At 37.2% G+C, this 14,909-nt stretch carries 12 protein-coding genes; 7 read left to right on the top strand and 5 right to left on the bottom strand.

Annotation, left to right across the window (positions count from 1 at the left end; translation table 11 throughout):
• The first annotated feature begins 238 nt into the window (after positions 1-238).
• The 3 genes from AAEY68_RS08700 (at position 239) to AAEY68_RS08690 (ending at position 3,652) form a co-directional block, all read left to right on the top strand.
• Positions 239-1,552, top strand: a complete 1,314-nt coding sequence (locus tag AAEY68_RS08700) for a Na+/H+ antiporter NhaC family protein (RefSeq protein ID WP_024607544.1) — start codon at positions 239-241, stop codon at positions 1,550-1,552.
• A gap of 132 nt (positions 1,553-1,684) precedes the next feature.
• Positions 1,685-2,473, top strand: a complete 789-nt coding sequence (locus AAEY68_RS08695) for a hypothetical protein (RefSeq protein WP_010553415.1) — start codon at positions 1,685-1,687, stop codon at positions 2,471-2,473.
• Positions 2,474-2,635: 162 nt separating this feature from the next.
• Positions 2,636-3,652, top strand: a complete 1,017-nt coding sequence (locus AAEY68_RS08690; RefSeq protein WP_024592677.1) for an alpha/beta fold hydrolase — start codon at positions 2,636-2,638, stop codon at positions 3,650-3,652.
• 234 nt (positions 3,653-3,886) lie between these two features.
• On the opposite strand, the gene AAEY68_RS08685 is transcribed toward AAEY68_RS08690, so the two are convergent.
• Positions 3,887-4,684, bottom strand: a complete 798-nt coding sequence (locus tag AAEY68_RS08685) for a M48 family metallopeptidase (RefSeq protein ID WP_024592678.1) — start codon at positions 4,682-4,684, stop codon at positions 3,887-3,889.
• A gap of 197 nt (positions 4,685-4,881) precedes the next feature.
• Between AAEY68_RS08685 and AAEY68_RS08680 the strand changes: the two genes are divergently transcribed.
• Entirely contained in the window at positions 4,882-6,084 is a 1,203-nt protein-coding gene (locus AAEY68_RS08680) for a Bcr/CflA family efflux MFS transporter (RefSeq protein ID WP_010553412.1), read from the top strand.
• A gap of 34 nt (positions 6,085-6,118) precedes the next feature.
• Here the strand turns inward: AAEY68_RS08680 and grpE are convergent, their stop codons facing one another.
• Both grpE and AAEY68_RS08670 read right to left on the bottom strand, forming a co-directional pair.
• Positions 6,119-6,730: a nucleotide exchange factor GrpE gene (gene grpE, locus AAEY68_RS08675; protein ID WP_007375833.1), complete on the bottom strand. Its 612-nt coding sequence runs from the start codon at positions 6,728-6,730 to the stop codon at positions 6,119-6,121.
• A 58-nt stretch (positions 6,731-6,788) separates the two neighbouring features.
• Entirely contained in the window at positions 6,789-7,754 is a 966-nt protein-coding gene (locus AAEY68_RS08670) for an HrcA family transcriptional regulator (protein WP_024590838.1), read from the bottom strand.
• Positions 7,755-7,908: 154 nt separating this feature from the next.
• On the opposite strand from AAEY68_RS08670, the gene nadK reads away from it, so the two are divergent.
• The 3 genes from nadK (at position 7,909) to recN (ending at position 11,177) form a co-directional block, all read left to right on the top strand.
• Positions 7,909-8,793: an NAD(+) kinase gene (gene nadK, locus AAEY68_RS08665; protein WP_004335384.1), complete on the top strand. Its 885-nt coding sequence runs from the start codon at positions 7,909-7,911 to the stop codon at positions 8,791-8,793.
• 77 nt (positions 8,794-8,870) lie between these two features.
• Entirely contained in the window at positions 8,871-9,428 is a 558-nt protein-coding gene (locus tag AAEY68_RS08660) for a hypothetical protein (RefSeq protein ID WP_024590837.1), read from the top strand.
• Between the two features lie 75 nt (positions 9,429-9,503).
• Entirely contained in the window at positions 9,504-11,177 is a 1,674-nt protein-coding gene (recN, locus tag AAEY68_RS08655) for a DNA repair protein RecN (protein WP_024592681.1), read from the top strand.
• Between the two features lie 371 nt (positions 11,178-11,548).
• Here recN and AAEY68_RS08650 read toward each other — a convergent pair whose 3' ends face one another.
• Entirely contained in the window at positions 11,549-12,571 is a 1,023-nt protein-coding gene (locus AAEY68_RS08650) for a GGDEF domain-containing protein (RefSeq protein WP_350585828.1), read from the bottom strand.
• Between the two features lie 922 nt (positions 12,572-13,493).
• Positions 13,494-14,909, bottom strand: a complete 1,416-nt coding sequence (locus AAEY68_RS08645) for a glutamate synthase small subunit GltD family protein (RefSeq protein ID WP_024592684.1) — start codon at positions 14,907-14,909, stop codon at positions 13,494-13,496.

Below are 14,909 nucleotides of genomic sequence, written 5' to 3'. Positions count from 1 at the left end.
ATATTATCTAAAAGTCATGCAATAGTCAGGTGACCTTTTAATTTAATAATAATAACAATACCAGTTTACTTTAGCCATCTATACATTTAAACTTCTCTTTCGCGTCGATTTGGTCTTTGGCTTGCGGGCGCTGCACTCTCCTAATTTTGTTAATGATTAACATAGTAGGTAGATTTGCTAAATTCAGCTAAAAGAGGAATTTTTGGCTGTTGTAAATTAACTGGTTTCGAGGATTATGATGCAGCCATCATTTAACAAAAACAAAGCAATACTTTCTTTACTACCCCTTTTAACCTTTGTAGCACTATTTTTAGGCTCAGGTTTATATTTGCAATCTCAAGGGGTTGATTACGCTTTTTATCAACTTCCTGCTCCAGTGGCTATATTACCTGCCATTATGCTTGCGTTTATTTTAAATAAAGGCACGGTAAACGAGTGTGTAGAGACCTTTATTAAAGGTGCCGGACACAACAATATTATTACCATGTGTTTAATCTACTTACTTGCAGGTGCGTTTTCTGCCGTTGCCAGTGCAACCGGTGGTGTAGATGCGGTAGTAAATGCTGGCTTATCACTTATTCCACCTTCGTTATTACTTCCTGGTTTATTTTTAATTGCAGCGGTTGTATCTACTGCAATGGGTACGTCGATGGGAACAATTGGTGCTATTGGCCCTATTGCTTATGCAGTATCCATCAAAACAGGTATCGACCCTGCGTTAATGGCCGGTACGATTGTATCTGGCGCTATGTTTGGCGATAACTTATCAATTATTTCCGATACCACTATCGCAGCCACTCGTACACAAGGCTGTGAGATGAAAGACAAGTTTAAAGAGAATCTTAAAATAGCAGTACCCGCTGCAATACTAACTATTGGCTTGTTGTTTTATTTAACACCTGCGGCACAAGTAGTTGAAACCAAAGATTACGATATTTGGTTAGTACTTCCTTATGCCTTTATTTTAGTGTTAGCCGTTGCTGGCTTAAACGTATTTGTAGTGTTATTTAGCGGTATTATTTTTGCTGCACTTATGGGCTTTACAGGAAGTTATGAAGGCGCAAGCTTTGTAAAAGATATTTACAAAGGCTTTACCGACATGCAGGAGATATTTTTACTCTCTATGTTTATTGGTGGATTATCTGAATTTATTCGCATTAATGGTGGCCTTGATTATATTGCTCATAAGATTCAGGCAATTACAAAAATCATTGCAAAATGGCATCGTAAAGTGGCTGATCAATTAGGTATTGCAGCATTGGTTATGACAAGTAATATGTGTATTGCTAATAATACCGTATCTATTATTGTTGCTGGCCCTATTGCTAAAAAGCTGGCAGATGATGGTGAAATAAGCGGTAAACGCTCTGCTAGTTTGCTAGATATTTTTGCTTGTGTAACACAGGGTTCATTGCCTTATGGCGCACAAGCGCTACTGTTAGGTGCTACGTTTAAAATTAGCCCGTGGGAAGTATCAACGTCTTCTTATTACTGTTTTATTTTAGCATTTACGGCGATTACTATTATTTGTTTGCGCCGTAATAAAGCGTAATAAATTGAGTCATTACATGTTGCAGCTTATTAAGTAGGCTGCAACATGTGTTAAATTAGCGATCAACAAATCAATCTCTTCTGCTATAATTGCCGCTTCCGCGTGTCACTAAAATTATAGTTATAAACAGTTATGAAATTTAAAAAATTACTCCCTTTTATTACCCTTACTTCTCTCGCTTTATCATCGTCGGCTTTCGCTGCCAATTGGAGCAGTACAGCAGTACATATAAATAATGGCAGCCAAAAAAATCCATTTTCTAAGCAAGAGTCAGACACCACTGTTTACTCGCTTCAACATGCATCGGGCTATGACTACGGCGATAATTTCTTTTTTATTGATTACAGTAAAGACGATATAGATGACGGTTACCAAGATGCTGATTTTTATGGTGAGTGGTACTCAACGGTTAGCTTATCTGCCATCACTGGTAAGCAAATTGGCTCTGGCGCATTATTAGATGTTGGCCTAACGGGCGGTATTAACGTTGCTGGTGATGCAAAAGTAATGAAGTATCTACCAGGTGTTAAATTAAGCTGGGATGTACCTGGGTTTAACTTTTTTCAAACGCTGTTCACAGCCTACATTGACGATAGTGAAGGTGTAGCAAAAGGCGGCGCACCTATTGAAACTAATAGTTGGATGCTTGATGTAGCTTTTGAATATCCTTTCACTATTGGCTCACAAAAGTTTAGCTTTAAAGGCCACGCTGAATACATCGCAGAGCGTGAAGATGAATTTGGTAACGATGTACAAGCTTGGATACTAGCACAGCCTATTTTAGTGTGGGATATGGGTCACGCCCTTCAAATGAAAGAAAACACACTACTGCTGGGAATGGAATTACAATACTGGCACAACAAATTAGGTACTGAAGTCACTGAATCGGTACCACAAATCCATATTGAGTGGACATTTTAAGCTTCAACAATCAGCTCTTTACTCAGTAATAATAAGCGAAGCACTATTTTAGCTTCGCTTTTTTTCGTCCACGTAAAACATTTAATTGAACAGGTTTAAATACTTAGTTATTGTTGTACTTCTTTTTTAAGCCAAGCGCTCGCCTTTAATAGGAGTAACTGAATGTCGTCGATTAAAGTTATTTGTTTCTCTACTTTATTAGTACTAACAAACAATGCCTTAGCTGGCCCTTCTCAAGATACATCCGCCCTTTCTTATGATGCACTATTAAGCAATTACGAATACGATTTTAAGGTAAATTACTTTGCACTTGAGTCGCAAAAACAATCATTAAAAATGGCTTATATTTACTTAAAGCCAACTAAAGCCGATATGCCTACAGTTACACTTATGCATGGCAAAAATTTTAACGCCGACTACTGGACTACAACTGCGCAATACCTGCAATCTTTAGGTTATGGGGTATTAATCCCTGATCAAATTGGTTTTGGCAAGTCGTCTAAGCCAACTAATTACCAGTATTCGTTTGCGACGCTTGCTCATCACACTCACGCGTTAATAGATTCACTTAATATTAAAGAGTCGATTGTACTTGGGCACTCTATGGGCGGGATGCTAGCGAGTCGTTTTGCATTAATGTACCCAAACGCCACTAAAAAGCTAATTTTATTAAACCCTATTGGGCTTGAAAACTACTTGCAGTATGTTGATTACAAAGATACTAATTTTTTCTATAAAAACGAGCTTTCAAAAACACCGGAAGGCGTTAAACGTTATCAGCAAAAAAATTACTACGATGGTAAGTGGAATACAACATATTCAGCCTTAACTGACTTTATAACAGGGCAAATACAAGGCCCAGATAAAGAACAAATGGCATGGGTGAATGCAAAAACATACGATATGATTTTCACTCAACCTGTAATAACCGAATTTAAAGATTTAACTGTGCCAGTTAAATTAATTATTGGTACACGCGATAGAACCGGTCCAGGCCGTAACTGGAAAAAAGAGGATGTTGATTACGAGCTTGGTCGATACGATAAATTAGGCAAACACGCTGCAACACTTATTCCTGACGCACAATTATTCGAACTAGATAACTTAGGGCACCTGCCGCACATTGAAGATTTTGAACGCTTTAAAAATGTATTACAAAAAGCGCTTACAACTAAATAAAGGTGAGTACTGAATACAAAAACCCCTGTAAGTAATTACTCACAGGGGTTTTTATTTAGTAATTAAACTAAATTATACCAATCTGCTTATATATGGGGTCTATTTAACGTTAAGAAAATTACGCTAGAACTAGGCAAAAATTTTTGTATCTAGTTGTTCTCAATAAAAAATTTTTAACGACGTTATAGTGCAATTTAATTCGTTAAATTGATCAAAGATTTATGCAGGTTGGTATTACAACTTACATTGTGGGTTTTTACCCTGTGCTTTAGCTGTACTTTGCTCGCTAAGTGCTTTACTCATTTGTGCTTGTAAGTCTTTAATACGACTGCTTGGCGCTGGGTGAGTTGATAAAAACTCAGGTGTTGTACCACTACCTGATGCACTCATATTTTGCCAAAGGGTTACTGATTCTTGTGGATTAAAGCCTGCCTCCGCCATTAAATCTAAACCAATTTCATCAGCTTCTGACTCGTGCGAACGGCTAAATGGCAAAACAACACCATACTGTGCGCCTAAGCCTAGACCCTGCATAATTTCATTACGGTATTGAATGTTACCCATTTCAAGTGCTGCACTACCAAGTTGCATACCGGTATCTAAAATAGAGCTTTGTGAAACACGTTCATTAGAATGCTCAGCAATTACGTGCCCTACTTCGTGCCCTAGCACTGTTGCTAGTTGGTCTTGATTGGTGGCTATTTTTAATAAGCCCGTATGAACCCCAATGTAACCACCAGGTAGTGCAAAAGCGTTAGCAGATTCATCTTCAAATACAACTACTTCCCAATTTTGCGACGCGTATTCTTTTGGTAATACAGCCACTACTTTTTCAGCAATGCAATTTACATATGCATTTGTTTTTGCATCTTTATTAATTGGTTGGCTTTTTTTCATATCTGCAAAACTAGCAGTGCCCATTTCACTCATTTGTTGATCTGAGTAAAGCGCTATTTGAGTGCGTCCTGTTGGTGACGTTTTACAACCGACTAAAACGGCTGTCGCTAATACTGCAAGTACTAGTTTTTTCATGATAATTCTCTTAAGTAATGAATTTTTTATTGCTTGTAGAATAGCAAACACAGTACCAATTTAAAATATTTGCTTTATATACCTTTATATTAAAAGGATGCGATAAGACGATAAACTTAGCAGGCAAACTAAGTTTATCCAAATACAATGCCCTGTTACACTATAGCCCTTGTTTTTAGTGATTGTTGAGTTTACACATGGACGCCTCAGCCTCGTCTTTTAATACCCGTATTTTATTGCCTTTATTAGCCAGTATCGTGGCGATTACTCCTTTGGCTATTGATATGTATTTGCCTGCCATGCTGGTAATTGCAAGCGATTTACAAACTAATATGCCAAATGTACAAATATCGTTGAGTATTTACTTAGCGGGTTATTCATTGGGGATGTTATTTTTTGGCCCTATTGCCGATCAAATTGGCCGCCGTAAGCTCGCACGTATTGGCTTAACCCTATTTGGCGCAAGCTCACTTGCACTCGCATTTACAACCGAAATCCATGCGTTTTGGACTCTTAGAGCAGTGCAAGCATTTACCGGAGCGGCAGCAACCGTAGTCGTACCGGGTATTATTCGCCATATTTATCAGCAAAATACAGCTAAGGGAATGTCGTATGTGTCGATGATCATGATGGTAGCACCGTTAGTAGCCCCCTCTGTTGGTTCGTTTATTTTAGGATTTTCTGTTTGGTCAACCATATTTTTGGTCCTTGCTGGATATAGCTTTTTAATATTAGCGTTTGTACAAGTGTATTTAATAGATATACCTATTCATAAAAATGAGAAAAAAGGCCTCGCTCTATTTTTTGATAGCTATAAAACAGTACTCAGTAATAAAGACGCACGTGCGGATATACTCAGTTCTATGTTTGTATCGTTTGGATTTTTTTGCTTTTTGACCTCAGTACCATTTATTTATTTAGATTTATATGAAGTGTCAGAACAATTATTTGGTGTGTTATTTGCGTTTAATGTAATGGCGCTGATGTTTGGTAACTTTTTAAATACGCGAATTGTACCAAGGCTGGGTTCTCGAAAAATGCTCTATATTGGGCTTGTATGTGGGTTTGTATCGGGGCTTGCGCTGTTAACATTTAGCTTATTGCACTTATCACTTTATTATATTGTGGCTGCTATTGCGCCATTAATGATGAGTTTAGGTGTCACTGCAAGTAATGCTGATTCGCTAATATTAATGAAGTTTGAAAGAAACACAGGTACGGCAACGGCCGTAATTGGCACACTTCGTTTTGGTAGTGGTGCATTAGTTGGCCCGCTACTCGCCATTATGCATGCAAAAAGCGCAGTGCCATTTTCAAGTTTAATGTTTAGTGCTGTGTTACTCACTATGCTCGTACAGCTAATTCACTATAAAAAAGACAAAAAAAATGCCTCAATATGAGGCATTTTTATCAAAGCTAATAATCTTAAATTAATTAAGCGTCAGCAGCTTTAGAAACCATAACCATTGCAGGGCGTAATAAACGACCATTCAATGTGTAACCTTTTTGCATAACAGCAAGTACTGTATTAGGTGTTACATCGTTACTTGGTTGAATTGACATTGCTTGATGAAAATCTGGATTAAACTGCTCACCTTGTGGGTTTACAATTTCAACACCAAATTTAGAAACAGCATCATTAAAGCTCTTAACCGTCATATCGATACCTTCAAGCAACGGCTTTAGTGTCTCATTTTCTTTATCAGAAAATTCAATAGCACGTTCAAGGTTATCAATTACAGGTAGTAATTCGTTAGCAAATTTTTCTAGTGCAAATTTATGCGCTTTTTCTACATCTTGTGCTGCACGACGACGAATATTATCTACATCTGCTGCGGCACGAACAACACCGTCTTTTTGATCAGCAATTGTTTGCTTTGCAGCTTCAAGCTCTGCATATAACATCGCAATTTCTGCTTCAGGGCTTTGTTCTTGTTCTGCATGCTGATCAGCGGCTTCTACTGCTGCTTCTACATCAGCCTGCATTTTAGAAATTTCTTCGTTTAATTCTACTTCTTGCTCAGGGTTTTGTGTCTGCTCAGACATAAAATACGTGCTCCAATTCTTTACAACTGCGGTAATTATGGGGATTGAATAAAAAGATTCAAGAGTTAGATGCCTCAATTAATTTAAATTCTTGAATTATTTCTTCAATCTGCGCTGATTTAGGACAAATTATACAAAAACGGCTTTGATATTCTTGATTTTTAAAGTACGGCACGCTTATTACAATTAATTCATCGCACTCAGTAAAAGGTAATTTTTCGCTATTAAGTACCGATACACCATTTTTAAAAGCGAGTTTATCTTCTACATAATTTAAAAACGAAACACCAATATTTAAACTTTGTTCGCAGTCTATTTGTTTGTAGAGGTAATTTTCACCAACAACAATACTATTATCTGAGCCTAATTTTTGGCTTAGTTGTCGCGTCCATTGATTAAGCGAATCATGACAATTTCGAGGCGCTGTATTTGCCATAGCTTGCATACGGTACAAACCTTCCATTAAGGTTTGTTGGCTAAATACAGTATTCAACCACGTGGCAAATTGATAGCGAACAGAGTCTGACGAATCATGAGGTTTATCAATACAAATATTGTGACTCTGCCCTGCCCTATCTATTAATAAAATAAGCCAGTCGGTAGAATCAAAATCAAGCACTTCTACTCTAAACACTTGCTGTGAACTGGCTTGAGGTAAACCAACACAACAACATACTTGGTATTTTTGGCTCAAACCATGCGCTAGCTCAACGAGTTGTGACTGCTGTGGTTGCCAATAATTAGCAATATCAGCAAGCACAAAAAATTCGTCAAACCAATAATCAAACCCTTCATTTGTCGGCACTCGCCCTGCGGATGTATGAGGTGAATACAATAAGCCCACTTTTTCTAAGCGAGCCATAGCATTACGAACCGTAGCCGAACACACTGCCATGCCTTTGAGCTTGGCAATTTTTGTTGATGGAACAGGCAAGCCTTCACCATTACAGTACATGTTCATAACAGCTGAAAAAATTTGCTGATCTCGTGGGTTTAGTTTCATGGTATCTACATCTTGTTGCATGAAAGAGATATCGGGGCGTTTAGTTCTTTTTCAAGTCGTGCAGCTAACTCACTACGAATAAAATTGAAGGTTTATAGTATTGCTATAATCTGTATTTTCAAACACTTCTGTTTTGAGTTACTCTACTATTATTAAATCTCTTTGTGCGTACATTATGGACTCTCCTTTTAACACCATAGGCCTAATTGGCAAACCTAATCACCCGGGAGCCGCTGCTACCCTTCAGCGTTTACATACCTTTTTACTTGCGCTTGGCTTTGAGGTAATAGTAGAAAAACGCACAGGGAGTCAGTTAGACGATATTCCGCATGACAAACTTGTTAAGTTAGTCGACTTAGGTGAACAAGCCGATTTAGCCATTGTTGTAGGTGGTGATGGCAATATGCTTGGCGCAGCACGCGTACTTGCGCGCTTTAACATTGCTGTAATTGGTGTAAATAGAGGCAACCTTGGCTTTTTAACTGATTTAAACCCCGAAGGGTTTGAAGCGAGCTTAGAGCAAGTACTCAGTGGTGAGTATCTTGAAGAAAAACGTTTTTTATTAGAAGTAGAAGTATATCGCCACAACGAATTAAAAAGTGCAAACTCAGCCGTTAACGAAGCGGTACTTCATGCCGATAAAGTAGCGCACATGATTGAATTTGAAGCTTTTATAAATAATGACTTTGTGTTTTCTCAGCGCTCCGATGGTTTAATAGTATCAACCCCGACAGGCTCTACGGCGTATTCACTTTCAGGTGGCGGTCCAATATTAACGCCAGAACTAAATGCTATATCGTTAGTACCTATGTTTCCTCATACCTTATCTAGCAGACCTTTAGTGGTAGATGCCGATAATGAAGTTCGTTTAAAGCTAAGCCTAGAAAATACAGATAGCCTACAGGTAAGCTGCGACAGCCACGTAGTGCTAGCCGTATTACCCGGCGATGAGGTAGTAATTAAAAAAGCCGATAAACAATTGCGCTTAATTCATCCAAAAAACTACTCTTACTACAACGTTTTACGTACAAAACTGAATTGGGGTAGTCGTTTGTACTAATTTTATTGCCAAATTTAGTACTATAAAGCAAAATGGCGACTTAAAATAATAATCAACTAATTTAGGAACGAGTAGCAATGACTTATGTAGTATTCTTTGCTTTACTGCTATTAATTACACTTTTATACAGTTACCTCAAAATTGAGAGTAACCGTAAAAAAGCGATAGAAGCTAGAAAAAAGCTATTTAATGAACGTGTTTCGCATGTAAATACGCGCCTTAAAGCAAAGCTTAATGATCTACTTGATGCTAAAATAATTCGCCCAAAATACGTTCCTCGCATTCAAGCTATTGTAAATAATTTTTTTGTTGTTCAATCACATACAGACGAGAACTTGCAACAGCTTGAAGATACCGCCGACCTACTAATTAATACGTTGTCCAACGAGTTAATTAAAACCAATCAAACAAATATAATTCAACCATTGATCGATAATATACAGTACTTTGTATCTGAGTTGCCCCAGCAAGGAATTTTGTACAATAAGAGTTTTTATATTAATACATTACCTCCCCTCATTGCTCTGCTTAAAACCGAAGAGAGTATACAACCTACTGATATTGTTGATGATCAAATTGATGCATCTTCCCAAACTTCCGATACACAGTTTACTCAAGATGTAAGTGTTGCGTAAATAATAAAAAATTAATTTGCAAAAAACCAAAACACTGTATAAATTAACAGTTAATTGACTGGATGGATAAACAGTATGTTAATTGGTTTAGAAGTTAAAAATTTTGCAATCGTAAGTAATTTAAGCACCGAATGGCGCAGCGGTATGACTGCGATCACAGGTGAGACAGGTGCTGGTAAATCTATTGCTATTGATGCCCTATCGCTATGCTTAGGTGAGCGCGCTGAAGCATCAGCAGTTCGCCCAAGCTCTGATAAAGCAGAAGTATGTGCACAATTTGACTTAAAAGATCTACCGCTTGCTCAAGCATTTTTAGAGCAACATATGCTAAGCACTTCTGACAACGAGTGCTTATTACGTCGTGTTGTTTGTAAAAATGGCCGTAGTAAAAGCTATATTAATGGTAGTGCAGTTACCGCATCACAATTAAAAGAACTTGGTCAATATTTAATATCTATTCATGGACAACATGCCCACCAATATTTATTAAAAGCTGAGCATCAGTTACAGCTTTTAGATGCCTATGCAGGGCATCACCACTTAGTAAACTCAGTAAATAAAAACTATAAACAGTTTGCTAACTTACAAAAAGAATTTAAACACTTAGAACAACAACAGCAGCAACAAGCAGCGCAAAAACAATTGTTAGAGTATCAAGTTGCTGAGCTTGATGAATTTGCATTACAAGAAAATGAGTTTGATTTAATTGAGGCTGAGCATTACAAACTAAGCAATAGCCAAACAATATTAGAATCGTGCCAACGTGAGTTACAACACTTATATGAAAGTGATGAGCAAAACGCTTGCTCATTACTACAGCACAGCGCTCAACAATTTACCGAACTGGCTCAATATGACGAAAGTTTAGCAAGCGTAGCTGCTATGCTTAGCGAAGCCGCTGTACAAGTTGAAGAAGCAAGCCGCGAAGTGCGCAATTACACTGAGCAAGCAGATTTAGACCCGGCACGCTTAGTTGAAGTAGAAAATAGGCTAAGTGGAGCGATGGATTTAGCGCGTAAGCATCATATAAAACCACAGCAGTTAGTTGAGTTTCATCAATCGATTGCTCAAGAACTTGAGTCAATAAGTAATAATAGTAATCGTCTGGAGCAGCTTGAGTCAGAAATAGAAAGCGCGTTACTTAGTTACAAGCAAACTGCTGATGAATTAAGTAAAAGCCGCTGCGAGTATGCTAATACACTTAACACACTAATAAGTGAAAGCATGGCTAATTTATCAATGGAAAACGGTGTTTTTGAAATAGCCTTAACTCAAGAGAGTAATCGTACACCAAACAGCCTAGGCTTTGATAATGTCTCGTTTTTAGTATCAACTAATCCGGGACAACCACTTCAGCCATTAGCTAAAGTAGCATCAGGTGGTGAGCTTTCTCGTATAAGTCTTGCTATACAAGTAATTATTGCCCAAAAAGTAACAACCCCAACGCTTATTTTTGATGAAGTTGATGTAGGTATTTCTGGCCCAACGGCATCTGCTGTAGGTAAGTTATTACGCCAATTAGGTAAGTCGACTCAAGTAATTTGTGTTACTCATTTACCGCAAGTTGCCAGTAGTGCACATCAGCAATTTTTTGTAGCTAAAGAAATAGCACAAGGCGAAACGTTTACTCATATGCTGCCTTTAAATAAAGATGGCCGTATTAATGAAATAGCCCGTTTACTTGGCGGCGATAACATAAGCAAAACAGCTAAAGCAAATGCTAAAGAACTAATAATGGCTCACGCCTAATGTGTTAGTAAATAACGTCTTCAAGGATTAAATAATGCACAGTACTTTAGTTGATTTTTGTATAATTTTAAGTTGGTTGTTATTAGTACTAAGCACCTGTTTAATTATATTTAGTAAATATAAACATACTTGTTTTAAACAACGTTTATTTAAGTTTTTAAATAGCTTTTTAGTTTTTCAACTAATCGTTGTGGCCTATTACTTTACTAGCGAAAAAATAAATGGACTAAGTGATTTAGGTGTTAGTTATTGGGTTTTAATTACAATGCAGATTACGTGTATTGTAATATGCTACATGAGCTTAAAACGCAGAAAGGCTAAAATAAGGCCATCCCTTGATTCGTTTTCAATGGATTAAAGTAAATAAACATTTAAAAAGAGCACGTTCTGTTTTTACCTTGCTCTTTTGCTTTATAAAGTAGTTCATCAGCATGCTTAATATCTAGGTCAATTGAGCGCTCAGCGTTTGCAGCTGTGATGCCAATACTTAGCGTTATATTTACACTATCTGAAAATAAGCTTACAGCTGAAGCTTTAAGGGCATTATGGATTTTTTCTGCAACGAGCTCGCCCTCATCAACGGTTACATTTGGAATCACAATTAAAAACTCCTCACCGCCCCAACGTGAAGCAATCGCATTTTGCGGAATATTATTTTCAAATGTTTTGGCTAAATGGATAAGAGCTTCATCGCCAAAATCATGGCCGAATTGATCATTAATTTTTTTAAAATTATCTACATCAGCTAATAATATTACAAACGGAATATTATTATTTTTAAGCTCATTTTTAAAAGCTATAAGCTTATTCATAGTGAAACGACGGTTTGGCAGATTAGTGAGTGGATCTATAGTTGCTAAAAATTCATTTTTTTGGCTTAAAGCAATTAATTTACTGCTGTATTTTTCTCTTGAAAATTCGTAATAACCACTCAGCGATGCAACAATTATAAAAGCGAGTATGATTCTGACTGGAAACTGCTCAGGATTGTAGTCATATATATTAAATGTATCAGCGCAATAGAAACCGAGAACAATTGCCGATAAAAATAAAACAATATCAAACGTCCCTCGTTTAAGCCCTCGAATTGAATAAGTAACAGGAGACACTATAAATATCCATATAGGCCCTGTACCTTGTGCTCCTCCTGTAAGTACAAGATAAAACATCAGTGCATACAGGTTATATAAAATTACAGTTGCAGACTTCTCTACACCTCTACCTATATTAAACGCCAATAAGTAAACAAACGAAGAAACAACCAAAGTAAATGCTAATAAATAGCTGCTGTTAATAAATGCTAAGCTAGCCATCGAAAACGTTGCTATAAAGCCTATTGAGGAAAAGAACCGAACAATGAGCTTCCTTTCTAAATTGTTTGAATATTCGTACATAATTTCTATTTATTTATTAATGTATAAAAGCAAACTTATAGATATAAAGTAAGCAAACCGTAAACAGCGTGCAATAATGAACCTACTTTATATTTAAATCAACTATTAAGGTTAGTAATTAGCGCTGACAATTGTGCACTTATTTTTAGCCTCTTGCATTTATCTCAGGTAAGTACATTTTTACGATATTAAATTGCTTGGCACTAATACCATTTGCTAAATTATATAAGTACGCCCTTTTATTCCTGCAATAATCGAACTGACTGGTAGTCAAAAAATAATTTAAACCTGCATAGTTAAAGATGGTAGTAACTATTCTATGAATTGTGCCTGGACCGAGTAAACAACACATTAATCAATAAAAGTGCCGTTACAAAAAAATACACGCATTATACCAATCCGCGATAATACTCAATCAATTTCAAGGATTGAACTTGGCGCTAACTGCATTAAAACTTTCGAGATACGACTGCATGAATACAAAGCAATGTAGAGGTAATTGCCGAGAACACCTAAGTAGCGAAACTTTAGCCTCATTATCGACATAATTTTGTTATCTCAAAATAGATTACTTAATTAAGCGAATTGGTATTGGAGTATATAAACGACATAGAAGAAAGAAGTGTCGATAACGTTTATATATATGAAACGAGCCCTGAAAGCCGCTTAGTAGATACCCAAAGAAATCGCATTTGGCTTATAAAGAACAACCCATAATAACAAAGCAGTTTCTTTGAAAGTTACTATATAAGGTTTCTACATGAAGTTACTAACAAAAGGTGTTGTTCAAGAAAGCCATACAAAAGGTGGTATAAATATAGCCCCATTTGTCACTAATTACGTTGACATTACATTTGGATAAAACAAATAAAAAAGCAAGCCACTTGGCTTGCTTTAAATATCGTTATTTTAACACGAAAAATTAAACTTTTAAGTAATCCATAATACCTTCTGCAGCGTTACGTCCTTCAAAAATAGCAGTTACCACTAAATCTGAACCACGTACAATGTCGCCACCAGCAAATATTTTAGGGTTAGTAGTTTGATGTGTAAACTCACCTTGCTCTGGTGCGTTAATACCGCCCCAGTTGTTTATTTCTACATCGTATTTTTCTAACCAATCCATTTTGTGAGGCTGGAAACCAAACGCCATAATAACTTGATCTGCTTCAATAACATGTTCTGAACCAGGTACTTCTTCAGCACGGCTTCTGCCTTTTGCGTCAGGTTCGCCTAATTTAGTTTTAACCATTTTAACGCCGGTCACTTTACCTTTATCGTTCAGTACAATGCCTTTAGGCTGAACGTTATACGTAAATATAACGCCTTCTTCTTTCGCGTTTTTAACTTCACGTTTAGAGCCTGGCATATTTTCTTTATCACGACGATAAGCACACGTTACTTTTGCAGCATTTTGTCGAATAGACGTACGCACACAGTCCATCGCTGTATCACCACCGCCAAGTACAACTACTTTTTGATTAGCCATATCAATACACGGTTGTTTTGTCTCGTCGTAGCCCATTACACGGTTCGTGTTACCAATCAAAAACGGCAATGCATCGTGAACACCCGATGCATCTTCATTTTCAAGACCTGCACGCATACTCTGATACGTACCAACCCCTAAAAACACAGCGTCGTAATCAGCTAAAATTTGATCAAGTGTAATATCAACACCTACTTCAACATTTAACTTAAATTCTACGCCCATTTCAGTGAAAATTTCACGGCGCTTTTGCATTACTGATTTTTCAAGTTTAAAAGAAGGAATACCAAATGTGAGTAGTCCACCTATTTCTGGGTGACGATCAAACACTACTGGTTTAACGCCATTTCGCACTAAAATATCAGCACACCCTAAACCTGCAGGGCCCGCACCAATAATGGCTACTTTTTTGTCAGTCCATGTTACATAAGACATATCAGGCTTCCAGCCCATTTTAAATGCCTCATCAGTAATGTATTTTTCAATATTACCTATTGTAACCGCACCAAACTCTTCATCGAGCGTACACGAGCCTTCACACAAGCGGTCTTGTGGGCAAACACGCCCACAAACCTCTGGTAAGCTATTTGTACGATGAGAAAGCTCAGCCGCCTCTATAATACGGCCCGTGCGTATTAACTTTAACCATTGTGGAATGTAGTTATGTACTGGACATTTCCACTCACAGTATGGGTTACCACAATCTAAACAGCGGTCAGCTTGTGAGTTAACCTGATTCTCTGAAAAGGGTTCGTAAATTTCTACGAAAGATTTTTTACGTGACGAGATTGGTTTTTTGCGTGGGTCTACACGCTGCACGTCTATAAATTGATATACATTTTCGCTCAT

Origin of the sequence: Pseudoalteromonas sp. RB2-MNA-CIBAN-0110 (assembly GCF_040309305.1) — a bacterium.
GTDB classification, from domain to species: domain Bacteria; phylum Pseudomonadota; class Gammaproteobacteria; order Enterobacterales; family Alteromonadaceae; genus Pseudoalteromonas; species Pseudoalteromonas arctica.
Note: the sequence above shows the minus strand (reverse complement) of the source record. Positions and strands in the feature narration are given on the sequence as shown.